Here is a 26,263-nt window from a genome sequence, read left to right on the forward strand (position 1 = left end):
TCGTATGAGCGGTAAACTGTCACAGGCCCAATTAGGCATCATTATCGCTGAATGAGGTAAAGCGAACTACACTCGGCTTGAGTAAGCGGTATCCACTCACTTGATGTTAAACACTATTTGTCTGTAACCGCGAGCTTTGCAACAATGAACTCTACACCATTCGATAGCTAACCTAGTTCTAGGTTTTTGTTGGTAGTGATTTTAACTCTAATGAAGCACTGGAAACTTGTTTTTAAAAGAAATAGTTGATAATTTCCATTATATAGATCGCATCTATTCACGTAATAAATAAACGTCTCCACGACGAGGCCATGATTAGCCAGATAACGATTCTTATTACCTCTCAAACATCGCTGTCAATATTACAGGAAAATAATGGTATCACTGTACTCGGTTCCCCTGATCGTTGCTTCTAGTATCAGCCTCATAGCGGGTCTGTTCTTTAACGTGCTTTACCACCATTTACATTCTCGCCATGAAGAAAAAATACAGTACTATCTAATTTTTTCTTTATTCGCTTTCGTTAGCGGCGTGTTTCTGGCCGCCTTTTTTATTCTCATTAACAGTAGCGATAACCTCGATTATCTTGATATTGCTAATCGTGTGACGGTTATTACTGCAATGTTCACTGTTGTATTGGGTTTACATTTCTACGTTTCATTCTTTGAGTATGACGCTCCTGTTTACTTAAAGCGCTGTTACACCATTTGTACTCTGTTCGCAGTGATCGCTTTATTTCCTAACGAGTACTTCTTAGCTAAAGAGCTTTACCCGACGTCCACTTACTATACCGGGCTGTCTTTTGGACCACTCTTTCAATTATGGGGAGCTGGGGCAATATTATTATTAGGATATTGCGTTCTCATTCTGGCTCGAATTTACCAACATCAGTGCAAGATAAATCAACGTGTTGGCATAGTGCTACTGCTTTTACTTACAACCATCTTTTGGGCAGTAACCGGGGTTTTGGATGCCCTAACCGGAATTCAGGTTATCGACCTTCCACCACTGACATGGATTGGATCTTTCCTCGTCACTTTTTGCATTGCATGGATTTTAGTACTTCATATCGACGAGCTGTATCAGGAAAGAAATCAGTTAAATAGCCATTTGATGTATGACTATTTGACGAAGGCGTTTTCACGCAGTTACTTTGAAGTTCGGTATTCTGATGCCCTTGAAGCCTTTTCGGCTAATAGAGCGCCTCGACTTCATTTATGTATGTTCGATATTGACGACTTCAAGTCCGTTAACGACCAATATGGACATTCGAGTGGTGATGAGCTTTTAAAGACAGTGTCGACTATAACTAAACGTTTTATTGGCTCTGAGGATTGCTTTGCCCGGTTCGGTGGGGATGAATTCGTTATACTGTTTTCGGGGCAGGAGGAAGAACAAGTAGTACAAAGACTAAAATCAATCAAAGAACAAGTATCCAGATACACTTTTGGACTACCGCCTTATCAATTTCACGCGACTTGCTCCTTTGGCCTAACAGGTGTTGATACGACTCACCACTTTCACAAAGACCTTTCAAACCAATTACTTTCCCATGCAGATGAGGCACTCTATAAAGCTAAAAACACGGGTAAGAACACCATCGCTGTATCTAGTTTAACGGCACCTTAACGTTGGTCGGTGTTCTTTCAAGTGGTTAATGTGCATGATTCCCCCTCCTAAAAAGGAAGCATATGGTCATAGCTAAATGTGCTCGTCAAATCGACCGTAATTTTGTCTAAGAAACACTCACGATCTCACCCTGATTTACAAGTTATCTATCCCTCTTCGCTCCTCCTCCGAATTTAAAGCTCATTGACTGAATTGCTACCATTAAGATAGGTATCATTTCATAACGATGGCGATTAAAACTCTACTTTTTAAGCTCGATAAGTAAACCAATCGACTAGGTAAGTACGTATTAAGATACGAAATTACTAATAAATATGGCTCAACAAGTAGCGAGAATGTGCAACGCTGCATAACCTTTAATCGAACGTAATTCGTTTTTTACGATTTTTTAATCGCTTTAGGTCAGGTAGTCGTAGCCAAATATCACCGTTCTATAATCACGAAACGCTTGTTAACTTTAGAATCAAGGGAATCAGTAATGAGTTTGAATAAACATAAGTTTAACTCCATAGCCGCACTTTCCACCGTTTTAATGATGCTCGTAACGTACCCAGTTTATGCAGGAATCGATGATGAGCAGTTCGAATTAGGTAAGAAAAAAGCCAAGGTATGTATGACCTGTCATGGTGCTGATGGTATTTCAACACAAGATCCCTACCCTAACCTTCGTGGACAAAAGGTGGGATATCTCATTTCTTCTTTGAAAGATTACCAAACGAGAGAAAGAACGAGCGGCCTGGCGATATTGATGCAGCAACAAGCTGACACGCTTTCCGATCAGGACATCCGTGACATTTCCTATTTTTATTCTCAATTGGGTCACGAAGCACAGATGGATAATGGCTTCCAGCAAAGCAACGACTCTCAAGCAAGCCAAGCTTCTAAATAGAGATGTGCAGACCGGCAATAAAATAATAAATAGACGATTTAAAATTTTAGGCAAGGAGCCTTGTTATGGAAAACGTGACAACGCAATACAGTATCAAGGTAGTGAAATGCTTTATTATCGCCTCCTTAGTCTGGGCTATTGTAGGCATGATCATCGGCGTAATTCTCGCCGCGCAACTGTATTGGCCAGTGTTAAATTTCGACTCTCAATATTTTCAATTTGGTCGTCTTCGCCCTCTTCATACCTCAGGTGTAATCTATGGGTTTGTAGTCAACATTCTAATGGGGACATCACTTTATATTGCCCAGCGAACTGGTCATTGCGATCTGTTCAATAAAAGCCTGTCATGGATGGTATTTTGGGGCTGGCAATTCATTTTGTTACTCGCTGTGATTTCCTTGCCTGCCGGCCACACCAGTTCAAAAGAATATGCGGAGCTTGAATGGCCAATCGATTTATTGATTGTGTTGGTTTGGGTGCTCTATGCGGTACTGTTCTTTGGCACCCTTGCTAAGCGTAAAGTGAGTCATATCTTCGTGGCTAACTGGTTCTTCGCCGCTTTCATTATTGTTGTCGCAATGATCTTCATCGTGAACAATCTCGCGATGCCAGTCTCGGCCATGAAGTCCTACTCTGTGTTTGCAGGAGCTCAAGATGCAATAGTTCAATGGTGGTGGGGACATAACGCCGTCGGTTTCTTGCTAACAGCCGGTGTGATTGGAATGAATTACTACTTCATCCCCAAGGCCGCAGAACGCCCTATCTACTCGTACCGTTTGTCTGTGATCCATTTCTGGGGCTTGGTCGGCTTTTATACGTGGGCCGGAACGCACCATCTAGTTTACTCGTCCATTCCCATCTGGATTCAGAACATCGGCATCGTGATGTCATTGATCCTGTGGCTCCCTTCTTGGGCCGGTGCTTTCAATAGCGCAATGACCCTGCTGCAAAACAAAGAAAAGTTGAAGTCCGACTACATTCTATTATTCTTTTTCTCAGCAATTCTTTACTACTGTTTGGCGACGTTCGAAGGTCCTCTACTTGCCATTCGCTGGTTCAACATGGTGGCACACAACACCGAATGGATCATCGGTCACGTACATTCTGCTGCACTTGGATGGGTTGGAATGTCAGGGATTGCGGTTTTTTACTACTTCATCCCACGCTTATGGGGCCAAACCGGTCTTTGGTCACGACAACTGATTAAATGGCACTTCTGGCTCGCTCATGCAGGTGTCGCCATCTATGCCATAGCGCTTTGGGTCGCGGGTATCGGTGAGGGCTATATGTGGCTCGCTCAAAATGAAAATGGAGAGCTGATTTATAGCTTTGTTGAAGCTATGGACTTCAAAGCACCTTGGTTGTTCTTACGATTCTTTGGTGGTGCATTGTTTGTTCTGGGTTTATTCCTTATGGCATTTAATTTGTTTAAAACGGTTCGTATGCCAGTCATGCATGACGCTAAACATGCCGTTAATGAGGGAGCTTAAATGATGAGTAAAGACTTTACACATTCAATTATCATTTTAATTTTGACTACCGTTATTGTCGCCTCTTTCTCTTTACTGGTCTGGGTAGTGCCAAGCATTGTCCGTGGAGACGATATTGCGAAAGACAGCTTAGCGATGCCGCTGACACCTATCGAATTAGTAGGACGAGACATCTATATCAGTGAAGGCTGTCATGTATGTCACACTCAGATGGTTCGCCCTCTAGAACCAGAAGTGAAACGTAATGGTCGTCCGAATAAAGAAGCAGACGATATCTATGAGTTTCCTAACTTGTGGGGTTCCAAACGTACGGGTCCCGACTTAACCAACTTAGGCAGAAAGTATTCTGACCAATGGCATGTTATTCACCTAATCAACCCTCGACAAGTTGTACCGACATCTATCATGCCGTCTTACCCATGGTTGTTTGAGCAGACTCTCACTGGCGACGATATTAGCGCCAAAATGGAAGTGTTACGTACCTTAGGTGTGCCTTATACCGATCAAGAAATTGGTGACGCCCGATTGCAAGTAAGAGGCAAAACCAAAGGTGAAGCTTTGATTCGCTACTTACAAAGCCTTGGTAAAGATACGTCACAGGAGGTATCACAATGAGCACATTTTGGAATCTATGGGCGGTAATTTTAACCTTAATTTTTTTCGCTCTTATGGTGTCCGTTGTTGTTAAATATTGGCGTAGCAATCACAAAGCCGATCACGACCACACCCTTGGTACCTTTGATGGCATAGAAGAGAAAGATGCACCTCCACCCAAATTACTGTTTGTCAGTTATGCAGTGGCATTTCTATTGTCTGCGGGTTATTTGGTACTTTACCCTGGTCTTGGCGAATGGGAAGGGTTAGTCGATTGGAAACAAAGCGACGATAAGCTAAGCTCGCCGACCACCAGCCTGAATGAACAATTCTCTCAAACCAGTGAAACCACTTTAGAAGGATTATCTGCAGTACCAGAGATCGTTAACAGTGGTCAGATCTTGTTCCAAACTCATTGTGCAGCCTGCCATCGAGATAATGCTCAAGGGCAAAAGCATTTCCCTAACCTAATAGATCAAGAATGGTTATATGGCGGCAGCGACGAAGCCATTATTCATTCCATCGTCAAAGGTCGCAACGGTGCAATGCCAGGTTGGAGCGAAATAGTACGTCCTGATGAAGTGGCTAAGATGTCGTACTATCTAGCGTCTCTCAACCAACGTCATACTGATGTGCCCGAGATTAAAGTCGAACTCGGTAAAACCTTATTCACGAAATACTGCTCGTCTTGTCACGCCGATGGTTCAGTTGCAAACCCGTTAATAGGTGTACCGGATCTTTCTGACGATATCTGGCTACACGGCGGAAGCATTGAAGAAATTCAGCACACCATAAATCACGGTTTGAACAACGTAATGCCAGCGTTTGATAAGCAGCTTACCGAAAATGAAATACTCGCTCTTGGGGCTTATATTCGTCACGCTGGTGAGGTGGAACAACAAAGGCTCGCGAGTTTGAAAGCTTCATCTGTTGAGCGCGGCGAATACCTAGCGTACGCCGGTGACTGTGTGGCTTGTCATAGTGCGGAAGGTGGCGAACCTTTTGCTGGCGGCCTACCATTCGTTACCCCTTTTGGTACTGTGTACTCAACCAACATTACCCCACACACAACAGAAGGGATTGGAACATACAACTTTGAAGACTTTCGAGCCGCGTTAGTCGCTGGCAAGGGTAAGGAGGGCTATCTATACCCTGCTATGCCTTACACCTCATATCAATATCTGACCGACCAAGATATGGTGGATTTGTGGGAATACATGCAGTCAATCACCGCCGTACCACGACGTAATGATGACAACATCATGATGTTTCCATCGAACATTCGCTTAGGTTTGCTTGGTTGGAACATTGTGTTCATGGATACCGATCCCGTTGATTATCAAGTACCTGAAGAGTTAAAAGACAAAGTAGACAACGTTGATAAATGGCAACAAGGGAAATATTGGGTCACTGGTCTTGGCCACTGCTCTGAGTGCCACACACCACGAAACATTGCTCAAGCTCTGATACCTGAACGTATTTTCCAAGGTAACTTGATTGACGGTTGGAATGCGCCAGATATCACAGCCAATGAGCTTTATATCGATGGTTGGGATGAAGCAACACTCACCGATTTCCTACACACAGGTCACTCTGACAAAGGCACCGCTTTTGCAGGGATGGCTGACGTAGTGAAAAACAGCCTGAGTTTGATGACGCGTGAAGATATCGAGTCGATGTCCTATTACCTACTCAGTGGTGACATCAACAACACCATTGCCAGTGGCGCAGTTCAGTTACAGCCTAAAGGGTTTGATGAAGCCGCGTATGGCAGTGAAATCTACACCACGTATCGTCAAACCTGCGGAGCGTGTCATGGTGACGATGGTAAAGGTCGCGCCCCTATCGCCCCTACTCTGTTGAATAACGGCATTATCATGCACAGCGACCCATTCAATACCATTGCCGTGACGGTGAGAGGTTTACAACCCACCTATCTCGACAAAGACCGAAACTTCATGCCAATGGCAAGTTTTGAAGATGTGTTGTCGGATCAACGTTTGGCTGAGTTAATTACCTTTGTACGCTCTAACCTTGGGGATAGAAACGATCCCGTCACGGCTGAGCACGTTCGAGAGGTAAGAGAAACACTAGAAGCAGCAGGTTATGCGGGCGGCTTGCATACCACCCCAGATATGTATGACCGTAGAGACAATACGATCAACATAAAATAGAAGCTGTGTACTTAGTCGATTAGCCCCAAAAGCAACGCGACAAATGTGATTTTTATCACTGTTTACCAAATCGAAAGGAGGCGAGCGAGCCTCCTTTCTTCTATGTGACCGTCACAACGAAACCGTTTAAAGACAACACAATCGCAACCATCTGGTTACACAATTGAGCAGAGCTGCACATAATGCGATCAATCTCGCAGAACAAAGATGATACCAAGTGCATAATATACAAAATTTTATAAAGATGTACTAAGGACAGATATGGACACAACTACACTCATTTACGATACGTTGGAAGGCCTGTCGAGCGCAAAGCCACAGCAACACGCTCAAATCCGCCAAAATCTATATAACCAATTAGATTTATCATTTGAGAAACAGTTGGCTTTGTATTCATCAGTTCTTGGTCCAGCGAGTGCTGGTAGATTGACAGACTTGGATAGTGCGGTGATGTCTGCACGCAAGATTGTTGGCTTAGAAAACAGCTAAGCAATCTCCAACATATCTCAACTTTAACGCTGCCATTGTGCAGCGTTTTTTTATGTTCATCGTTTGTTATATGTGTAAGTTAGTCTTATTTTCAAGCGGCACTTCACCTCATTTAGTTAATCTTATGTTTCATAATTAACAGGTGTGCAACCAAAACAAAGTCGCTAATGTTAGTAGCACGTTAACCACACACCGGATAGAAGAATCATGAGAGTACTTATTGAATATACACAAACAGGCAAATATCGTGATCATGCGTGGGAAGCATTGACGATACGTTCAAAAGGCGAAATTCAAGCTGTGACTCCTTCTTATGCAGCTCAACTTATCGAACAGAACCGCGCCAGCTTATCGACCACTGAAAATCAAGATATCGTCATCCAACCTTAATGGCTTCAAGGGCTACCCCTCCTAGTTCCTTAAATCGAATAGTTCGATGACATAAAAAAAACGCTGCACGGATGCAGCGTTTTCTTGTTTTTGACGTATATTGTCTCTAACGTAAGAGCTTCTAACATAGATAGCTTCTAACGTAGATAATCTACGCTAATAATTTGATTATTTTGGCAAATTTTCTAATGCTTCAACCATCATCATTAGCTTATCGACAATTCGTTCACCATCCACTCTCAAACCATTGTGCTCATACTCGTTGGTAATCCACGCTTTCGAGTTTGGAATGTTGGCAAGCGTTTCACGGCTGTAATCCAGCTCCACGTACATGTCGTCAGCGTAAACTGCGCATGCCATTGGAACGGTATTCTTACTCAGCTGCTCTGCGTTGTACAAAGTGCCCCAGTCCGACTTCTCGGCCAACATGTTTGCCGCTTCACGTAATGGTTTCAGCGTTTCTAGTTGGTCGAACATCCATGGGTACACCATTTCTCCGGTAAACCAGAACTCACCACCTGATTGGTAGTTAAAGTGTGGGTACTGCTCGCGTACTCGGTGTGCAGACCAGTTAGACGCTGCACCTTGGCAGTAAATAGATTCATGCAAAATCGCGTAGATTGGATTCGTCAGGTAGCCCTGCTCTTGCTGCATTTGATTTAAGAAGCTGTAGCTCAGCTGCTTATTTCCGTTCACTTCAACAAACGCACTCTCCAGTGTGAAGTACATAGGAAGGTTTGCTTCGCCGCCACCTAGATTAATACCGATCAACTGGAACTGTTCAACGGTAAACACCTGACCGTTTGGCAGCCTCACATCATTGCTAAGCAAGTAATCAGAGATTTCACGACACATAGCTTGAGCTTGTGGGAACTGAGCAAAAAAGGCTCTGTTTTTGTCTTCTACACGCTTGTAAGTCGCACGATAAACATCGTCAGCTTCGCGTTCAATAGAAGGAATGCCGCCCGTCACATAACAACGCTGCAAGCTCTGTGGGGACAGCGACAAATAGCTCAGTGTACAGAAGCCACCAAAGCTTTGACCAATTGTCGACCATTGTTTAATACCAAACTGTTCACGAATCGCTTCAGCGTCACGAACGATATTGTCGGCTCTGAAATGCGTTAAGTACTCAACTTGTTGCTCTGGAGACAGATGGGCCAACGTTTCATGGCTGATAACCGTGCTGTTGCCTGTACCACGTTGGTCCAGAAGCAGAACACGATAGTTTTGTAATGCACGCTTTAGCCAACCTGATTGACCGCTCACTCGTGGAGATGGAAAGCCTGGACCGCCCTGAAAGTAGATAAGCCACGGCAGTTCTTGCGAATCTTTAGCGAGATCAACTAGCTCACGTGCGAAGACTTGGATCTGTTGTCCATCTTTAGCTTGATAGTCAAGTGGCAACTCAAAAGAGTGCTGACGATACAGGGTGGTTCCATCAATAAAGTTAGCTTGCACGCTTCATTCCTTTTTATCTGATTCTAAAGTCATCGGTACGAATAAAAACGGTGCCCTTTGGGGCCCTAGTTAGCAAGATACGCATAGTGGCTTGTAAATGAAACCGTTTGTTTAACATGAATGTGAAAGTGCTTCGTTTAATTGTTCAATTACCTCTCAACGGGTAACAACGTATGTCAAAACAGTCAATTTAGAATAGGTAGATCCAGCGAGAGATCAAAAGAATGAGGTAAAGCAGACCCAAAGCGTGAGGCAAATAAAAAGAGCTTAACGAGGTGAGGATTCGTTAAGCTCTTTGGTTTTATCTGTGTTGATAAACTAACTCGCTTATTTGCCGTTAATCTATCGAACCTGTTAGTTCTAATGAACCTAATAAATCTAGCGACTACGAAGCCGTCAGTTCACCTGCACCTTGAGTCGAGCGTTCGCTGCTCTGAACTAGGATTGCGGTAGCGGTCTCTTTCAGTGCCGCCCACTCCCCATCATCAACCTCAATGCCATCGTTCCACGCTTTCTCTTGAGTTTTAAAAAGCGCTTCTGATTCAATGTGTGTGGGGTAGCCATCTGACAAACGTTCAATATCGAAATCCTGGACGGAAAGTTCGATGGTCATATTGTGGATATGTTCGTACGATGTCAGTGGCAAATCTGATAAAAACAGTTCTGGAGCAACGCAACCACGATTAAGCACATACAAAGTGCTCTTAGGGCTAGAGCCGTTATCCCAACGTGCCATGCACGCGATACCTTTCGCAGCCAGTTTTACAAGCTCGCTGTACGCTAACCAACGGTTGTGGCAGTTATTTAGCTCAATTTTCAGCGTCTTCTTACCAACCATTTTTTCAATCGAATAGTCCATAATCACAGGAAGATGACAAGCCAAACTAGCCTTGTGCAGGTCGACTTCAACCGTATTATCACTGCGCAGTTGAATATCTACAGGGCGGTCGTCCTCTAGCCCGATGAAGTTGCTCGCACTGTTAAAATGACGAACACCATCCAAACCGACCATTTGTAAATCTGCCACCATGTTCGCTATCACATCAGCTTCACCACATGTACGACGCATGCCTAAAAAGGCTTTATTGACGGCCGCTACCAGTTCATTGTGAGAAACGATCATAACGATTTACCTCCATGTTGGCCTTTCGCATTTGTACTGTGAGTTAGTGTGCCGTGAGTAGATGTGCTGTGAATTGAAACATTTTGAGAAACAGACAGTTCAGCTTCACTTGGTAATACAGGGAACACCCATTCGTCCTGATGAATCTCATCAAGCAGTGGCGCACCTTGGAAAAACGTCACTCGTACCCAGCGATCTGAGCGAGGATCAAATTTTGTTGCACCAAACATCGCAAGCTTACAGCGCAACAAGTGCATTGGGGGTGAATCTTGGTGAAGCACATTCATTTGAATGTCACCCATCGCTTTGTTACCCAGCGTCCACACACGGCGCGCAATTGCACGATGCTGCGGCTGTTTAACAAGGAATTCAGCCAATGAAAGCTCTGGCGCGAATTGCAATAAAGCATGGTACAAACGATAAGCTTGACGGCCAATATCCAACGGCAGTTCACGCTCCTCACCTAGCTCTTCGCCTCTAACACCGAGTCTTGGCTCTTCTTTGTCTTGAGAGCGATACCAGAACCAGTAGTTGTTTTCTGCTTTAGTAAAGTCGGTCGTGATCGCCCAACGGTACTTTTCTTCTAGTACAACAAGAAGGTCTTGAATCTTTTTGCCGCTAGGAAGCGACAGTGTTTCGCTGCAATTCATTTGCTCTTGATGGGCGTCCACTAATTCTGGGTACAATTCCATCAAACATGAGATAAGGATTTCTTGGGCTTCCATACTCATTTGCTTAGATTGCTCGACTAACTGCGACCATGTATCACACTGGCTGACAGACGTTTCTAGCGATTGCTCTGTTTCCTTCAAATCATCAACAGCGGCTTTGTTCAGCTCTTGCTGTGTTTCATTGATGGTAACAACTTGTTCTAAATGACAAATCGCTTTTTTAACTAATGTACGTAGTGGCTCGATCAACGCCGTATCAGTCTGACTCGCTAACACTTCAGCTAATGCATGCTCACGGGTCGTCATCCACTGATCGACAATACTTGGGTGGTTAATCAGGTATGGCGCCATGCCTAAACCTGTCGCATTACCAACGCCTAGGTAGCGTTGTAATCCACGATGTAAAGAAATCGCTTGTTCGCCACCTTGTTGCTCTGCTAGATAATGAACCCAATCTAGGCTGAACTCTCGCAGCATATACACCGCACACATTTGAGCGCTAAACGACTGATTGAAATCTTCATTTTTCTCTAAGATTTTAAAGTCAGCAATGCCAAATTTGCCATTACCGTAAACTGCAGTAGTTCGTAGGATGTAGCCCACTTCAGCCAGTTCTTTGGGTGTTGGTTGAACACCTTTAGCCAAGTGACTAACGATATGTTCAAACACACGCACACTTTTATTTGCACGCGCTAAAACAAGCACATTGTTAGGATTACGTCCCGCTTCTTGAAGCGGTACATTGGCACGAAGTCTTTCAAGTAGGGTGACATCAACATCACCAAGAACAAGCGCAAACGTTACGTCCCACTTTTCAGCAATTACACGGTCATTTCGTTCGTCGTCTGCAATTTCATCGCAAAAAACAACCAAATGATAGACATGGTTTGTCGTCGATAGCTTATAGATAACGTGACCAAAACCTCGAGCGTCTAATTGCCACTCATGTTTCGTCACTTTCCATTCTTGCTGCGCCATTTTACGAATCAGAGTTCTAACGAAGCTGATGCGTGTTTGGTGCATTGCACCTAGCCTTTCCGGTGCCATGACGACAGTCGCATCACGTAGTGCTGATTCAGTGTAGGTAGAACGATGTGCATCCATTTTGCTCACCACCTTATAGTTATAGGATTTTGCTAGCCATTCAGAACCGATCGTTGCCATCATTTGAAGCATTCGTTGTTACAGTATGCTGGTTAGCTTTCACGTTATGTGGGGCAAGCGAGCTCGCCCCTTATTATTTGTCCTGACTAGATCGATTGACCTAAATACTTTGCCGTCCGGTGTATTTTCACCAGTTCGGGTTTGCTGTTCTTTTCGGAATTTGCATAAGCCTTCTTTCAAAGGCTGATTTGTTCTTATTTAATCCGTTTCTTGTTTTACAGAGCTCTTGTCTTACAGAGCCATATCTTTATTGAACATTATCTTTTATAGACTTAGGCTTTTTATAAACCCTGTTCTTTTGCCATCTTGATTGCGATTTGAGGCGCATTCCAGAGCGATGGCAGTAAGATTATGGACACTGGTACCGCTGTGATTACGATGAACGATTGCAGCGCTGAAATACCGCCAGAACCTAGGGAAATCAGAATTAATGCTGTTACCCCCATCATCACCCCCCAGAAAGTACGAATAATTGCGTTAGGCTCAGTCTCTCCACTAACGACCACACTGATGGTGTAAGTCATCGAGTCACCGGTTGTTACGATGAAGATCGTGGTTAAGATCAAGAACAAAATCGAGATAAGCATTGGCATTGGTAGTTGCTGAGTTACAGCCAGTAGCGCACCGGGTAAGTTGAAGCCTTCGAATGCTTTACTTACGCTGCCTGGGTCTGCGATTTCGAACGCAAGGCCTGAGCCACCAACAATCGTGAACCAGAAACATGTTACAAACGGCGCAATAAGACTGATGGTTGATACCAACTGGCGAATACTACGACCACGTGAAATACGTGCGATGAAGATTGCCATCATTGGGCCGTAACCTAAGAACCAACCCCAGAAGAATACTGTCCACCAGCTTAACCAACCTTCGTCACCACGGTATGTTGCCATTGGGATGAAGTTATCTATCATGCTACCTACACCTTGGATGTAGCCATTGAAAATGAAGTTTGTTGGGCCGAAGATCAGGATATAGACCATCAATGCCATTGCTAAAATTACGTTGTAACGGCTTAGCATTTGCATCCCGCGGTTAAGACCACTTAATGCAGACAATGTGTAAAGAACGATAGCGAACAAGATGATGATCAACTGTGTCGTGAAGCCATCAGGAATACCAAACAGTTCATTCAGAGCATAGCTGACTTGCAAGCCTAAGAAACCGATCGGACCGATAGTACCCGCCGCTACAGCGACAATACAACATGCATCAATCAGCGCACCAGTGTGACCTTTCAGTGCTCTTTCACCCAAAACTGGGTAAAGCAAAATACGAGGTTTAAGAGGCAAGCCTTTGTCGTAGTGAAGGTGCATAACCACGATAGACGTTAAACTGCCAACGATAGCCCATGCAAGGAAACCCCAGTGCATGAATGATTGTGATAGAGCATTCACCGCGCCTTGTTGTGCGTTTTCTTGTGCGCCATATAATGGTGGGGGGCTAACGTAGTGAGCGATAGGTTCTGCTGCTGCCCAAAATACACCGCCGCCTGCAAGTAACGTACAGAAGATGATAGCCATCCAACGGAAACCATCCATCTCAGGTTTAGCAATGCCACCTAGGATAACCTTGCCTGTTCGCCCTGCCGCTAGACCAAGACCAATAAGAAAAGTCAGAAGAAGAAGCATTTGCCAGTAAGGCCCGAATACTTTTACAGACCATGCAAAGCCCGTATTTACAAGGCTTGATAACAGCTCGCCGTCAAATAGAGCAAGTGCAACGAACAGAGCGATAAAACCGCCGCTGTACCAAAGTGCTGGGTTGGTTAATCCCAATTTGTCTGACGTAGATTCAGACTGTTTGGTGTTGCTTGTTTTGCTACTTGCTGTGTGTACTTGACCCGCATTTAAGCTTGAAGGTTTCACGCTATTGGTTAAATCAGACATACTCTGACTCCAGAGGTTTCTTTGCAGCTGTCATTTGAATGATGACTACAAGGGTGTATTTAACACCTGCCCTATTGTTTTTTGTGTTGGGCAGGCTAATCCATGTTTGGGTTACCGCGTTGCGAAATAGACCGTTGTTCCTTTTAAATAGTGAAATTGGTTAAAACAGCATTTCCAAATGAACGTTAATTAGAAGTCTGCTAATTCGATGATGGCTTGAGAGAGCGCTTAACCCTTGCTTTGAGGCTCTAGGCCATCTTTCAAGAAATTAAACCAGTTTTCTCCCAAGACTTGCCCAGCTTCAGACTCGCTGAAACCATGACGCATCAATCCGTTATAAATATTTTCCATACCCGCACTACCACAAAACCAAGGCAACGCATCTGGCCAACCTGAGTTGTTTGCAGAGCCTTCGCCGTAGTCCATTGCTTTAGACCAACGACCATTTCTCATCCATTCAAGAACAGCTTGAGGTTGGTTTAAACAAAGGTCACTACCAATTCCCAGGTGCTCTACGCCGACCATATCAGCTGTCGTCGCAACCATTTGGCAGAAGTTTTCCAAAGTACATTGACTGCCGTTTGGTAGGTGGAATGGGTATAAACTGAATCCGATTAAACCACCGCGTGCAGTTAAGGCTTTAATCACATCGTTTGATTTGTTTCGTAGTGCATCATGAGCAAACGTTGGGTTCGCGTGGCTGATACAAATAGGACGAGAAGATAGGTCAATCGCCTCAAGCGTTGAACGCTCGGCACTGTGAGACATATCGATGATCATGCCCACTCGGTTCATCTCTTCGATAGCTTGCTTACCAAATCGAGTAATACCCGTATCGTTCTTCTCGTAGCAACCCGTCGCTAATAAGCTCTGGTTGTTGTACGTCAATTGCATGATCAGAAGGCCTTGCTTACGCATCACTTCGATAAGACCAATCTCATCATCGATTGGAGAACAGTTTTGAGCACCAAGGAAAATGCCGACTTTGCCGGTCGCTTTTGCAGTCTCAACATCAGCCATTGAGTTAATCGGCATGATAATGTCTGCATTCTGCTCAAATCTTAGGTTCCACTCTGCAAAGCGAGATAAGGTTTCACGAGCTGTCTCGTGGTAAACCGCGGTAGCGTGAACTGCTGTAATGCCGCTCGCCTTTAGTGTTTGGAAATATTCTCTGTTCCAATTGCAGTATTGCAATCCATCTATAACAATCCGTTGCTGGTACATAACCACTCCTATTGAAAGCTCAGTGTTCTAGCTCGGTTTTGAAAACACACTCAAATAACATGTTTTCAAAAATGGGTTAAATCACTTGTCTAAGTTCGTTTGCTGCTTTGGTTTGAATGTTGGCCCGACTCTGTGAATCAGACCAATTCGTTAGCTGGATAGCTAGGGACTTAATATCTTCAGCTATCCAATTCTTATATGGAAAGCTGGCTAGTAAGGACGCTGGTAAGCTGTCTTCACTACTGTGTAGAACTCTTTCGCATACTGACCTTGCTCACGAGGACCGAAGCTAGACTCTTTACGACCACCAAACGGTACGTGGTAATCTGTGCCCGCTGTTGGTAGGTTCACCATCACACAACCTGTTTGCGCTTGTTGCTTGAACATTGCGCTAGTACGTAGGCTTTGAGTAATGATGCCGCCCGTTAGACCAAAGCGAGTATCGTTGGTTGTCGCGATAGCTTCTTCTAGGTCGGCGACACGAATCACGCTTGCCATGGGTGCAAACACTTCTTCTTGGTTCACTTCCCAATCGTTCTTAGTATTCAAGAACAGCGTTGGAGACATGTAGAAACCTTCGTGTTTCATGCTTAGGCGCTCGCCACCAAATGCCAGCTCACCGCCGCTTTGACGTGCTTTCTCAACCCAACCTAGGTTTGCTTCAAGTTGGTTTCCGTCCACAACAGGGCCCATGAACACGCCCTCTTCCAGTGCGTGACCCACTTTCAGCTCACTCATACGCTTAATCAGTGCTTCAACGTACTGGTCGTGAATGCTATCCATAACCACTAGACGAGAAGATGCTGTACATTTTTGACCTGCGCCAGAGAACGAACCTGCGATAGTCGCATCAACAGCTGTTTGGATATCAGCATCATCAGCAACCACAAGTGCGTTCTTACTACCCATTTCTAATTGGCAACGAACGAAGTTTGGCGCTGTAGCCGCCGCAACCTTACGACCTGTATCAACAGAACCAGTAAAGCTCACACCGTTCACTTCTTTAGAGTTGATCAGTGCATCACCTACTTTCGAACCACTACCCAGTACAAGGTTAAACGTACCTGCAGGCATACCTTGACGGTGGATGATTTCAGTTAGTGCAACCGCACTTGCTGGCGTTAGGTTTGCTGGTTTCCAGATAACGCTGTTACCGAAAGCAAGCGCTGGAGCGATTTTCCAAGCAGCAGTCGCTGTCGGGAAGTTCCAAGGAGAGATGATGCCGATAACACCCACCGCTTCACGAGTCACTTCTACAGAAACGCCTGGGCGTACTGATTCTGCGTTGTCGCCAATTTGACGAAGCACTTCAGCCGCAAAATACTGGAAGAACTGACCTGCACGGTAAATTTCACCACGACCTTCAGCAAAAGGCTTACCTTCTTCACGAGAAAGCAACGTACCTAGCTCGTCACAACGTGCAATCAGCTCATCACCAATTGCTTGAAGTACCGCTTGCTTGCGTTCAATCGGCGTTTTTTCCCACTCTGGTTGAGCGTGCTTCGCCGCTGAAATCGCCTGTTGAACTTGGTCAGCACTTGCTTGTGCGAAGTTACCGATGTTTTCAGAAATATCTGATGGGTTAATGTTCGCAACGGTGCTTACACCCGCTTGCCATTCGCCGCCAATGTAAAGTGCGTTTTCTGCTTGAACATTCTGTAATAGAGTCATCATTCTGTCCTTGTAACGGTTAGGTTGCGGTTGAGTCTGGCAACCATCTGGTTAATTAATAAACTGTTAATATTCAGGTAATTAATTGCTAAAATAAGTCGTACATTTTGTATCTAGAGTGAACCCGTTCGCTTGTATCAATAAAACACTTCAATTCAAAAGAGTTTTGACCTGCAAATAGCCTTAGTTCACAGTCCGATTATTCAGGTTGAGACGCCGATGCATAAACAACGAATTCAACCAACATTTCTTCTCTTGCTAACCCTGCTACGACAACCGCAGCACGGTTTGGATAAGGTGCATTGAAGTATTCTCCGTATACGCTATTTACCGTTTTTAGATATTCACGGTCTGTCACGTAAATCAGAACTTGCAGCACTGAATCCATAGATTCGCCTGCACACTCCAACGTATGAACAAGGTTGTTAAAAGTCTGACGCGTTTGCGCTTCGATACCGCCGTCTACTACTGCGCCAGTTTCATCAATTGGAATCTGCGCTGTGTATAGAGTGCCGTTATTAACGATTGCCCACTCTAGTGGTGCTTTTGAAGCGAAAAGCTCGGTTTTTACTGGGTGTTTTTTAGTTTGTGCGTTCACGATTCCATCCAACTTTGTAACAACTATGTTTCAAGATGGTTAAATACTGCACCTTGACGACTGATAAATCTAACGGTAAATTTTGTGCATTTGATAAATAAAATCTATCACCTTGCGAAAAGTAAGGTATAGCAAGGGCTAGAGAAGGATCAGTGCCATGAGTATTAAGCTACAACAGTTAAAACATTTTGTTTTAGTGGTCGAAGAAGGCGGATTTCGAGCGGCATCTCACCGAGCAAATCGCTCGCAAGCGGCACTTTCTACATCGATAAAAGAGCTAGAAAAAATACTCGGTCAGCCACTGTTTGAAACAGGCAACAAATCAACCCTGACACCTTTCGGCGAAATATGCCTGCCAAAAATCATTCAATTCCTTAATGTTTACAAAGCATTAGACAACGACTTACGCGCAGCCGCGGCAGGACAACAAGGAAGAGTTAGAATAGCAAGCGTGCCATCAGTAGCGGCGAAATTAATACCTAGCGTTTTAGGGGCCTTTTGTGAGCAGTACCCTAATGTAGAAGTCAGCTTGATTGATGATAATGCGGCAGGTGTGGAAGCGAGATTATTGTCTGGAGAAGTGGACGTTGCCTTAGGAAATAGCTCCCATTTAGAAGAAGAGAGCATCGATTTCACGCCTTTACTTTCCGATCCTATCGGTGTGGTGTGCCTCAAAGACAACCCTATTGCCTCTCAACAGGAAGGAATCGAATGGCAAACGTTGTTAAAACAGCCCTTCATTCGTAACGGAACTTGTACCCTGCTCGACCCAACACCTGCGCGAATGCTCAGCGAACAAGCCCTGTATTCAGTAGAGAACATCACTTCCCTGTTTTCGGTGTTAGAGCTCGGAATAGGCGTGACCACGCTGCCTAGACTGGCTTTCCCGACCAATGAAACCCGCTTGGTGTGGATTCCATTGATTGACCCGCCTTTACAGCGTCAAATCGGTATTTTCAGATTGTCTGATCGTACGATCTCGCCACAAGCGCAAGCTTTTCATGACTTATGTATTCAATATCTAAGTTATGAGGCCTAATAGAGGGACATGATTGAATTTGTTTGCTTAAAAATCGGTTGATAGAGCAACACATCAAGAAATTCCAGTTCGAATCTCCAGACTTTTGACCTTTCTATCTTGAGCTTAGTGCCCTAACCTTCAGATTTTTGCCCTATCTTCAGCTCCTTACATCCATGTGAGGAGCTGAATTTCTTCCATAATATTCATCTTAAACGCCGATTTATCCGTTTCGAATAGTTTGAAAGACGTTAAGAATGAAGTCGTGACAAACTATTTTGAAAAATAACCACTTCTAGATAGAGAACGCCGTATAGATAAATCACTCAATGCACGAAGGCTTTCATCGCTGACTAAAACTGGCTTTATCCACTTGTAAAATGGCACTCAATAATCAACTCATAAATGACGCTAAGTGTTTGAATAATAATAATTGATAAGCTCGTAATCGGCCAAAATAACTCTCTAAATTCTACTAAAACCCCCCTCTTACCATTGAAAATAAAGCATCTGAAATTTTCATGAATATACTAATAGAACTATTACTTTCATAAATGAAAAATACATCTTTCAAAAATGGAATTATTGATGTCGATATTTGTCGTTTTGATCACATAATTTTAGGCGTAATTTATATTTTGTCGAAACGATAGCGAATTAGTTTATATCCGTTTAATTTCTTCAAGCGATATAAAACCAGAAAGGGTTTTTCTTTAAAGCAAGTCAAGTGTTATCAACAACTGAAATGTCGTAACAAGTTAAATTTAAACTGTGTTTTATATTTACTTACACTGTTTAACATAAGGTTTTATTATGAGGCTTAATGGGATAAGTAGCGACATCCTTGTTGCCGCTAAAAGAGTTGTTCTCTGCCAAATAGTATTAGCCATCGGTGTGGTTTTATATGAAGTGTTTTTTGGTAATAAAGTAGATATGGAATCATCAGCTTTAGGGATCGTCATCGCGATGCTACCCCCGCTGTTTGGATTTATATATGCAAGCCTAAAGGTGCGTAAGAACCCTAATTATAGTTTACGTGACTTAATGCAAATGAGTCGTGTCGTGAAAATAACCTATACGTTCTTAATGTTTATCCTGGCATTCCAGTTTTTTAAATTGGATAACCCAGTAATATTATACGCGTACATTTTCACAATGATTGGGTACTTCTTAACACCATTTATTACTGCCTCAACAAGATCGGAGTACGTGTAGTATGGATCAAGTCACTACCGCTCACGAATACATAGAGCATCACTTAACCTTCTTAACTACAGGTGATGGTTTCTGGGCGTTCAACATTGACTCAATGTTGGTATCTTGGATCACGGGTTTACTGTTTATTGGAGCTTTTCGATATGTAGTGACCAAGGGCACTAGCGGTGTTCCAGGTCGTTTTCAATGTTTTATCGAGCTTATCTTTGATTTCGTTAACAACCTAGTCAAAGAGATTTTTCAAGCGGAGGATAAATTAATAGGGCCACTGGCATTAACCACTTTTGTTTGGGTGTTGTTAATGAATGCAGTCGACCTTTTTCCTATAGATTTAATACCAGGGTTAACTCGTGTAATGGGTTTAGAACACTTTAGAGATCTACCGACAGCGGATGTAAATATCCCAATGTCGATGGCACTCGGTGTGTTTATTTTATTGTTAACTTATACGTTTAAAAATAAAGGTTTGAAAGGCTTTATCAAAGAGCTAACTACTCAGCCATTTGATAACCCTCTTTTATATCCTGTTAACTTTGTTCTTGAATTAATAACATTAATTTCAAAGCCAATATCGCTAGGCTTACGATTATTCGGAAATATGTATGCAGGCGAGATGATATTCATCCTTATCGCACTAATGCCTTGGTGGATGCAATGGGCACTAAGTGTTCCATGGGCCTTATTCCACATATTAATCGTATTCTTGCAAGCATTTATATTTATGGTACTGACCGTTGTTTATTTAGCAATGGCAACAGAAGAACACCATTAATTAATAACTAAAAAATTAACTAACACATTATTTATCGGAGATACAAATGGATATCGTAAGCGCAGTTTTATATGTAGCAGGTGCATTACTGATCGGTTTAGGTGCAGCGGGTGCAGCATCTGGTATTGGTAACTTAGCAGGTAAATACCTTGAAGGTGTTGCTCGTCAACCAGACCTTACTCCAATGCTTCGTACTCAATTCTTCATCATGATGGGCCTTGTTGATGCTGTACCGATGATCGGTGTTGGTATCGGTCTATACATCATCTTTGCCGTTGCTTAATTGAAAGCTTTGAAAAGATCGATTTGTAAATAATCAAGATTTAGTGAGGAAGGTATGAATTTAAATGCCAGCATGTTTGGTCAAGCAATCTCATTCGTGATTTTTGTTTGGCTATGCATGAAATATGTATGGCCCCCTCTCACCGCGATGTTAGACGAGCGCCAAAAAGAAATCGCTGATGGTTTACGCCACTCAGAGAATGCAGCGAAAGAGCTAGAACTAGCAAAATCAAATGGCGCACAACTCGTCGCAGATGCGAAAAAAAATGTGACCGAACTGATTGAGCAAGGCAAAAAACGCCGCAATGAAATCATCACCTTAGCTCACCAAGAAGGTGAGCAAGAAAAAGCGCGCATCTTAGAGCAAGGTAGAGCTGAGCTAGAAGGCGAACGTCAAAAGTTACGCCGTGAACTTCAGGCGGATATGGCAGACGCTGTTATTCAAAGTGCACAGAAATTGATCAGCAAGAACCTAGATTCTGAAACGAACCGAGCGTTAGTTGATCAAATGATAAGCGAACTCTAAACGGAGGCAATATGTCAGATTACACCAATATTGCTCATCCCTACGCTAAAGCATCGTTCGACTTTGCTTTAGGTGAAAACAAGTTACAAGAGTGGCACTCAATGCTGTCCATTCTTGTGACAGTAGCGGAAGAAGAAACGATCGCTAAGCAGATTTCATCAGCAGAAGGTGTTCACACACAGCAATCTGAAGAACTGGTCAATCTCATCATTCACGTATGCCAAGGACTCGTTGATGACCACGTCATTAATCTCATTAAAGTCTTGGCTGAGAATGGCCGTCTTGCAGTGATCAGAGACTTGTTTAACTTGTTCAGCGACCTAAAGGACGAACATGAACGTGTAATCCCTGTCACTGTCACCAGTTCAGAATTGCTTACACAAGATCAAGTTACATCACTCACTGCTGCACTTGAGAAGAAATTAGAGCGTCAGGTTGAAATGGAACAGGTTATTGATGACTCGCTGGTTGGCGGGATCGTAATCAAGGCGGGTGAAACCGTCATCGATGGTTCTTTGAACACATCAATTAACCGATTAGCTCATCAACTTCACGCGAGATAGGTAACAATTATGCAATTAAATTCAAATGAAATCAGCGACCTGATTAAAGATCGCATCTCGAAATTTAATGTGAGCACCGAAGCTCGCAACGAAGGCACTATAGTCTCGGTTCGTGACGGCATCATTACCATAAACGGCCTTGCGGATGTCATGCAGGGTGAGATGATCGAGCTTCCAGGTGGCAAATACGCTCTTGCTCTTAACCTTGACACGCACTCAGTCGGTGCCGTGGTTATGGGTCCCTACACTGACCTGTCTGAAGGTATGAAAGTGAAAGGGACAGGTCGTATCTTGGAAGTACCAGTAGGTAACGGACTTCTTGGCCGTGTAGTGAACACACTAGGTGAGCCAATCGATGGCAAAGGCCTAGTGAGTTGTGACCGACTCGACCCTGTAGAAGTAATTGCGCCCGGCGTAATCGAGCGTAAGTCCGTCGATCAGCCAATTCAAACCGGTTATAAAGCCGTTGATACCATGGTGCCTATCGGTCGTGGTCAACGTGAACTTATCATCGGTGACCGTCAAACTGGTAAAACAGCGTTAGCTATCGATGCGATCATCAATCAGAAAGATTCTGGCATCAAATGTGTGTATGTGGCTATTGGCCAGAAAGCATCTACTATCGCAAACGTTGTTCGTAAACTCGAAGACCACGATGCACTTAAAAACACCATTGTTGTTGTGGCATCAGCTTCAGAGTCTGCCGCGCTTCAATACCTAGCCCCTTATGCGGGTTGCACCATGGGTGAATACTTCCGTGACCGCGGCGAAGATGCACTGATCATCTACGATGACCTATCAAAACAAGCCGTTGCTTACCGTCAAATCTCATTGCTACTGAAACGCCCACCGGGTCGTGAAGCCTTCCCTGGCGACGTATTTTACCTTCACTCACGCCTACTAGAACGTGCTGCACGAGTGAATGCGGAATATGTAGAGAAGTTTACAAACGGTGAAGTGAAAGGCCAAACAGGCTCACTGACAGCACTTCCTATCATTGAAACTCAAGCGGGTGACGTATCTGCGTTTGTACCAACCAACGTAATCTCAATTACTGATGGTCAGGTTTTCCTACAAACCCAACTGTTTAACTCAGGCCTACGCCCTGCTGTTGACCCAGGTATCTCGGTATCTCGTGTAGGTGGCGCAGCTCAGTGCAAGATCATCAAGAAACTGTCTGGTGGTATCCGTACATCGTTAGCTCAATACCGCGAATTAGCCGCATTTGCTCAGTTCTCTTCTGACTTAGATGACATGACGCGTAAGCAGCTTGACCATGGTGAGCGTGTAACCGAACTGATGAAGCAAAAACAATACTCTCCAATGTCTGTCGCTGAGCAAGCAACAGTTATCTACGCAGCAGAAAAAGGCTATTTGGCTGACGTAGAGTTGCACAAAGTTGCGCGTTTTGAAGAAGAGTTAATTGCTTACGCAAAAGGTCAAAACCCAGAGTTGTTCGACACCATTAACGCTAACGGTGACTACAACGATGAAATTGATGGCGCTCTTGCAAAGCTTCTCGGTGACTTTGTAGCGTTGAAAGCTTGGTAAACGCTCCGGTTTGTTGGCTGGAAATCAAAACAAATTAGGAGCAGATAATGGCAAATACTAAAGAAATTCGCACCAAGATAGGCAGTGTTAGTAACACTCAGAAAATCACCAGTGCAATGGAGATGGTTGCGGCAAGTAAGATGCGTAAGGTTCAAGACAATATGACGCTAACACGTCCATATGCCGAGAACATGCGCAAAGTTATCTCTCATGTCGCATCAGGGTCGCTTGAATACCAGCACCCCTATCTTCAACAGCGTGAACCAAAACGTGTTGCTTACATCATTATTTCGTCCGATCGGGGCTTATGTGGTGGCTTGAACTCGAACTTGTTCAAGAAAGTGCTAGAAGAAATGGAACAGTGGCGTACCAAAGGTGTTGAGGTAGAGACCACCTTAATTGGTTCAAAAGCTATCTCATTTTTCCAACGCAGCGGCAATGTTATCGCGCAGACGTCAGGTCTTGGTGACGCACCTAAATTAGAAGACATCTTAGGTACAGTTAACGCGATGCTAGGGCATTACGACGACGAAAAAATCGACAGTTTGTATCTCGTTTATAACCAGTTCATCAACACCATGGTTCAAGAACCAACGACCTTGCAGTTGCTGCCCCACCCTTCAGATTCTGAGGCCGATGGAGGCGCGAAAAAAGCACGTCGTTGGGACTACATCTACGAACAGGCACCAAGAGACATCCTCTCTGAGCTGTTACATCGATACATTGAATCACAAGTGTATCAAGGCATCGTAGAGAGCATTGCCTGTGAGCAAGCAGCTCGAATGGTGGCCATGAAAGCGGCGACCGATAACGCGGGCCAACTCATCGATGATTTGCAGTTGGTATACAACAAAGCGCGACAGGCTGCCATTACCCAAGAACTGAGTGAAATAGTCTCAGGTGCTCAAGCTGTCTAAGGGCAGAAAAGAGTGGGTTAAGAATAGAATTTGAGGATTTAGAGATGAGTGTTGGAAAAATAGTTAAAGTTATCGGCGCGGTGGTAGACGTCGAGTTCAGCGGCGGCAACAGCCCACGCGTTTATGATGCATTGAAAGTGACGAGCGAGGAAGCAAGCTCTCTCGTATTGGAAGTTCAGCAACAACTGGGTGGCAGCATCGTTCGTTGTATTGCAATGGGTACGTCAGATGGCTTGCGCCGCGGCCTCACTGTTGAAAACACAGGCTCTCCGATCACGGTTCCTGTGGGCGAAGAAACCTTAGGCCGTATCATGAACGTGCTTGGTCAGCCTATTGATGAATGTGGTGAAATCGGCCAGAAAGAGAGCTATGAAATTCACCGTGAAGCGCCCTCTTATGAAGAACAAGCCAACAGCACTGAACTTCTAGAGACAGGTGTTAAGGTTATCGACCTTATTTGTCCGTTCGCTAAGGGTGGTAAAATCGGTCTGTTCGGTGGTGCGGGTGTAGGTAAAACCGTCAACATGATGGAGCTTATCAACAACATCGCTAAAGCCCACTCAGGTCTTTCTGTATTTACCGGTGTTGGTGAACGTACTCGTGAAGGTAACGATTTTTACTACGAGATGAAAGAAGCTGGCGTGCTAGACAAAGTTGCCATGGTTTACGGCCAGATGAACGAGCCACCGGGAAACCGTCTACGTGTTGCACTGACAGGCCTGACTATGGCTGAGCGCTTCCGTGATGAAGGTCGTGACGTACTCTTGTTCATTGATAACATCTACCGTTACACGCTTGCGGGCACAGAAGTATCAGCACTGCTAGGTCGTATGCCATCAGCAGTAGGTTACCAACCAACGCTGGCTGAAGAGATGGGTGTGCTTCAAGAACGTATCACATCAACCAGACAAGGTTCGATCACGTCTATTCAAGCGGTATACGTACCTGCGGATGACTTGACCGATCCATCGCCAGCAACAACCTTTGCTCACTTAGATGCGACCGTTGTACTGTCTCGTAACATCGCGGCATTGGGCCTCTACCCTGCGATTGATCCATTGGATTCAACCTCTCGCCAGTTGGACCCACTTGTGGTTGGCCAAGAGCACTACGACATTGCACAAAAAGTACAAACCACGCTACAACGCTACAAAGAGCTAAAAGACATCATCGCGATTCTTGGTATGGACGAGCTATCGACTGAAGATAAGCAGACGGTATCTCGCGCTCGTAAGATTGAACGTTTCTTAACTCAGCCTTACCACGTAGCAGAAGTATTTACTGGTCAGAAAGGTGTATTTGTACCGCTAAGTGAAACACTGAGAGGCTTTAAAGGCCTGCTAGGCGGCGAATACGACGATATTCCAGAACAAGCATTCTTGTACTGTGGTTCTATCGACGAAGTGCTTAACAAAGCAAAATCACTCTAAAAAGGTAGGTGCATCATGGCTATTGGAGTTACAGGCAATACATTTCAACTTAATATCGTAAGTGCGGAAGGTACACTGTTTTCAGGGCCGGCACATGCCCTAGCTATTTCTGGAGCAGACGGTGAACTGGGGATTCGCCCAGGCCACTCCCCTCTTCTGAGTAAGATAAAACCGGGCGTGTCTGTGTTCGTTACCGACCTTAAAGCCGAGGAGCAAGTACTGTACATCTCTGGTGGTATGGTCGAAGTGCAACCAGATGTGGTAACCGTGTTAGCCGATACGGCCTTGCATGGTAAAGACATTGACCGTGCTCGCGCGGAAGAAGCGAAATACGCAGCCCTAGAGAACATCAACAAAGGCAATGTCGACATCAACTTTGCACAAGCTCAACTGGAGCTGGCGAAAGCTGTCGCTCAGCTTCGTGCATCAGAATTGACATCTTCTCGCACTCGTCACTGAGAAGAAGCGTTATTTGCCGTTAGCTGTGCTAGCAAACAAATACAAAAAAGGCTCACTGAATAGTGAGCCTTTTA

At 44.3% G+C, this 26,263-nt stretch carries 24 protein-coding genes; 17 read left to right on the plus strand and 7 right to left on the minus strand.

Going from position 1 to position 26,263, the window contains the following annotated elements:
• Positions 1 to 375: 375 nt before the first annotated feature.
• From SJY39_RS11505 to SJY39_RS11535, 7 genes are all read left to right on the plus strand, one after another.
• Positions 376 to 1,629 carry a GGDEF domain-containing protein gene (locus tag SJY39_RS11505; protein ID WP_372275513.1) on the plus strand — a complete coding sequence of 418 codons (1,254 nt, stop codon included), beginning with the start codon at positions 376 to 378 and terminating at the stop codon, positions 1,627 to 1,629.
• A gap of 478 nt (positions 1,630 to 2,107) precedes the next feature.
• Positions 2,108 to 2,518 (plus strand): cytochrome c, encoded by a 411-nt coding sequence (locus SJY39_RS11510; RefSeq protein WP_010429197.1) that lies wholly within the window; start codon positions 2,108 to 2,110, stop codon positions 2,516 to 2,518.
• Between the two features lie 65 nt (positions 2,519 to 2,583).
• The gene (ccoN, locus tag SJY39_RS11515) at positions 2,584 to 4,008 is read left to right on the plus strand and encodes a cytochrome-c oxidase, cbb3-type subunit I (protein WP_016789872.1); all 1,425 of its coding nucleotides are present in this window, start codon (positions 2,584 to 2,586) and stop codon (positions 4,006 to 4,008) included.
• Positions 4,009 to 4,623, plus strand: a complete 615-nt coding sequence (locus SJY39_RS11520) for a cbb3-type cytochrome c oxidase subunit II (RefSeq protein ID WP_010429193.1) — start codon at positions 4,009 to 4,011, stop codon at positions 4,621 to 4,623.
• Positions 4,620 to 6,776, plus strand: coding sequence for a c-type cytochrome (locus SJY39_RS11525; protein ID WP_016789873.1), 2,157 nt, complete (start codon positions 4,620 to 4,622; stop codon positions 6,774 to 6,776). The genes SJY39_RS11520 and SJY39_RS11525 overlap by 4 nt, the downstream gene beginning before the upstream one ends.
• 261 nt (positions 6,777 to 7,037) lie before the next feature.
• Complete coding sequence (locus SJY39_RS11530) at positions 7,038 to 7,265, plus strand: PAS factor family protein (protein ID WP_004730426.1); 228 nt, start codon at positions 7,038 to 7,040, stop codon at positions 7,263 to 7,265.
• A gap of 207 nt (positions 7,266 to 7,472) precedes the next feature.
• Positions 7,473 to 7,655 carry a hypothetical protein gene (locus SJY39_RS11535; RefSeq protein ID WP_004730424.1) on the plus strand — a complete coding sequence of 61 codons (183 nt, stop codon included), beginning with the start codon at positions 7,473 to 7,475 and terminating at the stop codon, positions 7,653 to 7,655.
• A 168-nt stretch (positions 7,656 to 7,823) separates the two neighbouring features.
• Here the strand turns inward: SJY39_RS11535 and SJY39_RS11540 are convergent, their stop codons facing one another.
• The 7 genes from SJY39_RS11540 to SJY39_RS11570 all read right to left on the minus strand — a co-directional run bounded on the left by SJY39_RS11540 (position 7,824) and on the right by SJY39_RS11570 (position 17,456).
• A complete protein-coding gene (locus tag SJY39_RS11540; protein ID WP_016793645.1) occupies positions 7,824 to 9,116 on the minus strand; it encodes an alpha/beta fold hydrolase in 1,293 nt (430 codons plus the stop codon).
• A 385-nt stretch (positions 9,117 to 9,501) separates the two neighbouring features.
• Positions 9,502 to 10,239 (minus strand): DUF3726 domain-containing protein, encoded by a 738-nt coding sequence (locus tag SJY39_RS11545; protein WP_016766781.1) that lies wholly within the window; start codon positions 10,237 to 10,239, stop codon positions 9,502 to 9,504.
• Positions 10,236 to 12,077, minus strand: a complete 1,842-nt coding sequence (locus SJY39_RS11550) for a hypothetical protein (RefSeq protein ID WP_016766780.1) — start codon at positions 12,075 to 12,077, stop codon at positions 10,236 to 10,238. The genes SJY39_RS11545 and SJY39_RS11550 overlap by 4 nt, the downstream gene beginning before the upstream one ends.
• 278 nt (positions 12,078 to 12,355) lie before the next feature.
• Positions 12,356 to 13,963 (minus strand): BCCT family transporter, encoded by a 1,608-nt coding sequence (locus tag SJY39_RS11555; protein ID WP_016786459.1) that lies wholly within the window; start codon positions 13,961 to 13,963, stop codon positions 12,356 to 12,358.
• Positions 13,964 to 14,191: 228 nt separating this feature from the next.
• Positions 14,192 to 15,187 (minus strand): membrane dipeptidase, encoded by a 996-nt coding sequence (locus SJY39_RS11560; protein ID WP_016766778.1) that lies wholly within the window; start codon positions 15,185 to 15,187, stop codon positions 14,192 to 14,194.
• 210 nt (positions 15,188 to 15,397) lie between these two features.
• Positions 15,398 to 16,858 (minus strand): aldehyde dehydrogenase family protein, encoded by a 1,461-nt coding sequence (locus SJY39_RS11565; RefSeq protein WP_016793644.1) that lies wholly within the window; start codon positions 16,856 to 16,858, stop codon positions 15,398 to 15,400.
• A 199-nt stretch (positions 16,859 to 17,057) separates the two neighbouring features.
• Positions 17,058 to 17,456, minus strand: a complete 399-nt coding sequence (locus SJY39_RS11570; protein ID WP_010429168.1) for a RidA family protein — start codon at positions 17,454 to 17,456, stop codon at positions 17,058 to 17,060.
• 157 nt (positions 17,457 to 17,613) lie between these two features.
• Between SJY39_RS11570 and SJY39_RS11575 the strand changes: the two genes are divergently transcribed.
• From SJY39_RS11575 to SJY39_RS11620, 10 genes are all read left to right on the plus strand, one after another.
• Positions 17,614 to 18,495 (plus strand): LysR family transcriptional regulator, encoded by an 882-nt coding sequence (locus tag SJY39_RS11575; RefSeq protein ID WP_016766776.1) that lies wholly within the window; start codon positions 17,614 to 17,616, stop codon positions 18,493 to 18,495.
• 792 nt (positions 18,496 to 19,287) lie between these two features.
• The gene (locus SJY39_RS11580) at positions 19,288 to 19,689 is read left to right on the plus strand and encodes a hypothetical protein (RefSeq protein WP_016793643.1); all 402 of its coding nucleotides are present in this window, start codon (positions 19,288 to 19,290) and stop codon (positions 19,687 to 19,689) included.
• 1 nt (position 19,690) lies between these two features.
• Positions 19,691 to 20,461 carry a F0F1 ATP synthase subunit A gene (atpB, locus tag SJY39_RS11585; protein ID WP_016793642.1) on the plus strand — a complete coding sequence of 257 codons (771 nt, stop codon included), beginning with the start codon at positions 19,691 to 19,693 and terminating at the stop codon, positions 20,459 to 20,461.
• Between the two features lie 46 nt (positions 20,462 to 20,507).
• Positions 20,508 to 20,744 carry a F0F1 ATP synthase subunit C gene (gene atpE, locus SJY39_RS11590; protein ID WP_004730405.1) on the plus strand — a complete coding sequence of 79 codons (237 nt, stop codon included), beginning with the start codon at positions 20,508 to 20,510 and terminating at the stop codon, positions 20,742 to 20,744.
• A 54-nt stretch (positions 20,745 to 20,798) separates the two neighbouring features.
• Complete coding sequence (locus SJY39_RS11595) at positions 20,799 to 21,269, plus strand: F0F1 ATP synthase subunit B (protein WP_004730401.1); 471 nt, start codon at positions 20,799 to 20,801, stop codon at positions 21,267 to 21,269.
• Positions 21,270 to 21,280: 11 nt separating this feature from the next.
• Positions 21,281 to 21,832 carry a F0F1 ATP synthase subunit delta gene (locus tag SJY39_RS11600; protein WP_009844933.1) on the plus strand — a complete coding sequence of 184 codons (552 nt, stop codon included), beginning with the start codon at positions 21,281 to 21,283 and terminating at the stop codon, positions 21,830 to 21,832.
• A gap of 9 nt (positions 21,833 to 21,841) precedes the next feature.
• Complete coding sequence (gene atpA / locus SJY39_RS11605; protein WP_016793641.1) at positions 21,842 to 23,383, plus strand: F0F1 ATP synthase subunit alpha; 1,542 nt, start codon at positions 21,842 to 21,844, stop codon at positions 23,381 to 23,383.
• A 47-nt stretch (positions 23,384 to 23,430) separates the two neighbouring features.
• Entirely contained in the window at positions 23,431 to 24,300 is an 870-nt protein-coding gene (gene atpG, locus SJY39_RS11610) for a F0F1 ATP synthase subunit gamma (RefSeq protein WP_016793640.1), read from the plus strand.
• A gap of 44 nt (positions 24,301 to 24,344) precedes the next feature.
• Positions 24,345 to 25,730, plus strand: coding sequence for a F0F1 ATP synthase subunit beta (atpD, locus tag SJY39_RS11615; RefSeq protein ID WP_004730394.1), 1,386 nt, complete (start codon positions 24,345 to 24,347; stop codon positions 25,728 to 25,730).
• 15 nt (positions 25,731 to 25,745) lie between these two features.
• Positions 25,746 to 26,189: a F0F1 ATP synthase subunit epsilon gene (locus SJY39_RS11620; protein ID WP_010429133.1), complete on the plus strand. Its 444-nt coding sequence runs from the start codon at positions 25,746 to 25,748 to the stop codon at positions 26,187 to 26,189.
• Positions 26,190 to 26,263: the final 74 nt, after the last annotated feature.

It is taken from the genome of Vibrio sp. R78045, assembly GCF_042466085.1.
Lineage (GTDB): Bacteria > Pseudomonadota > Gammaproteobacteria > Enterobacterales > Vibrionaceae > Vibrio > Vibrio cyclitrophicus.

Excerpts from the sequence above, each read along its gene's own strand:
- SJY39_RS11505 (WP_372275513.1), top strand. The coding sequence starts at position 376 with ATGGTATCACTGTACTCGGTTCCCCTGATCGTTGCTTCTAGTATCAGC.
- SJY39_RS11510 (WP_010429197.1), top strand. The coding sequence starts at position 2,108 with ATGAGTTTGAATAAACATAAGTTTAACTCCATAGCCGCACTTTCCACC.
- ccoN (WP_016789872.1), top strand. The coding sequence starts at position 2,584 with ATGGAAAACGTGACAACGCAATACAGTATCAAGGTAGTGAAATGCTTT.
- SJY39_RS11520 (WP_010429193.1), top strand. The coding sequence starts at position 4,009 with ATGATGAGTAAAGACTTTACACATTCAATTATCATTTTAATTTTGACT.
- SJY39_RS11525 (WP_016789873.1), top strand. The coding sequence starts at position 4,620 with ATGAGCACATTTTGGAATCTATGGGCGGTAATTTTAACCTTAATTTTT.
- SJY39_RS11530 (WP_004730426.1), top strand. The coding sequence starts at position 7,038 with ATGGACACAACTACACTCATTTACGATACGTTGGAAGGCCTGTCGAGC.
- SJY39_RS11535 (WP_004730424.1), top strand. The coding sequence starts at position 7,473 with ATGAGAGTACTTATTGAATATACACAAACAGGCAAATATCGTGATCAT.
- SJY39_RS11545 (WP_016766781.1), bottom strand. The coding sequence starts at position 10,239 with ATGATCGTTTCTCACAATGAACTGGTAGCGGCCGTCAATAAAGCCTTT.
- SJY39_RS11550 (WP_016766780.1), bottom strand. The coding sequence starts at position 12,077 with ATGATGGCAACGATCGGTTCTGAATGGCTAGCAAAATCCTATAACTAT.
- SJY39_RS11555 (WP_016786459.1), bottom strand. The coding sequence starts at position 13,963 with ATGTCTGATTTAACCAATAGCGTGAAACCTTCAAGCTTAAATGCGGGT.
- SJY39_RS11560 (WP_016766778.1), bottom strand. The coding sequence starts at position 15,187 with ATGTACCAGCAACGGATTGTTATAGATGGATTGCAATACTGCAATTGG.
- SJY39_RS11565 (WP_016793644.1), bottom strand. The coding sequence starts at position 16,858 with ATGACTCTATTACAGAATGTTCAAGCAGAAAACGCACTTTACATTGGC.
- SJY39_RS11575 (WP_016766776.1), top strand. The coding sequence starts at position 17,614 with ATGAGTATTAAGCTACAACAGTTAAAACATTTTGTTTTAGTGGTCGAA.
- SJY39_RS11580 (WP_016793643.1), top strand. The coding sequence starts at position 19,288 with ATGAGGCTTAATGGGATAAGTAGCGACATCCTTGTTGCCGCTAAAAGA.
- atpB (WP_016793642.1), top strand. The coding sequence starts at position 19,691 with ATGGATCAAGTCACTACCGCTCACGAATACATAGAGCATCACTTAACC.
- atpE (WP_004730405.1), top strand. The coding sequence starts at position 20,508 with ATGGATATCGTAAGCGCAGTTTTATATGTAGCAGGTGCATTACTGATC.
- SJY39_RS11595 (WP_004730401.1), top strand. The coding sequence starts at position 20,799 with ATGAATTTAAATGCCAGCATGTTTGGTCAAGCAATCTCATTCGTGATT.
- SJY39_RS11600 (WP_009844933.1), top strand. The coding sequence starts at position 21,281 with ATGTCAGATTACACCAATATTGCTCATCCCTACGCTAAAGCATCGTTC.
- atpA (WP_016793641.1), top strand. The coding sequence starts at position 21,842 with ATGCAATTAAATTCAAATGAAATCAGCGACCTGATTAAAGATCGCATC.
- atpG (WP_016793640.1), top strand. The coding sequence starts at position 23,431 with ATGGCAAATACTAAAGAAATTCGCACCAAGATAGGCAGTGTTAGTAAC.
- atpD (WP_004730394.1), top strand. The coding sequence starts at position 24,345 with ATGAGTGTTGGAAAAATAGTTAAAGTTATCGGCGCGGTGGTAGACGTC.
- SJY39_RS11620 (WP_010429133.1), top strand. The coding sequence starts at position 25,746 with ATGGCTATTGGAGTTACAGGCAATACATTTCAACTTAATATCGTAAGT.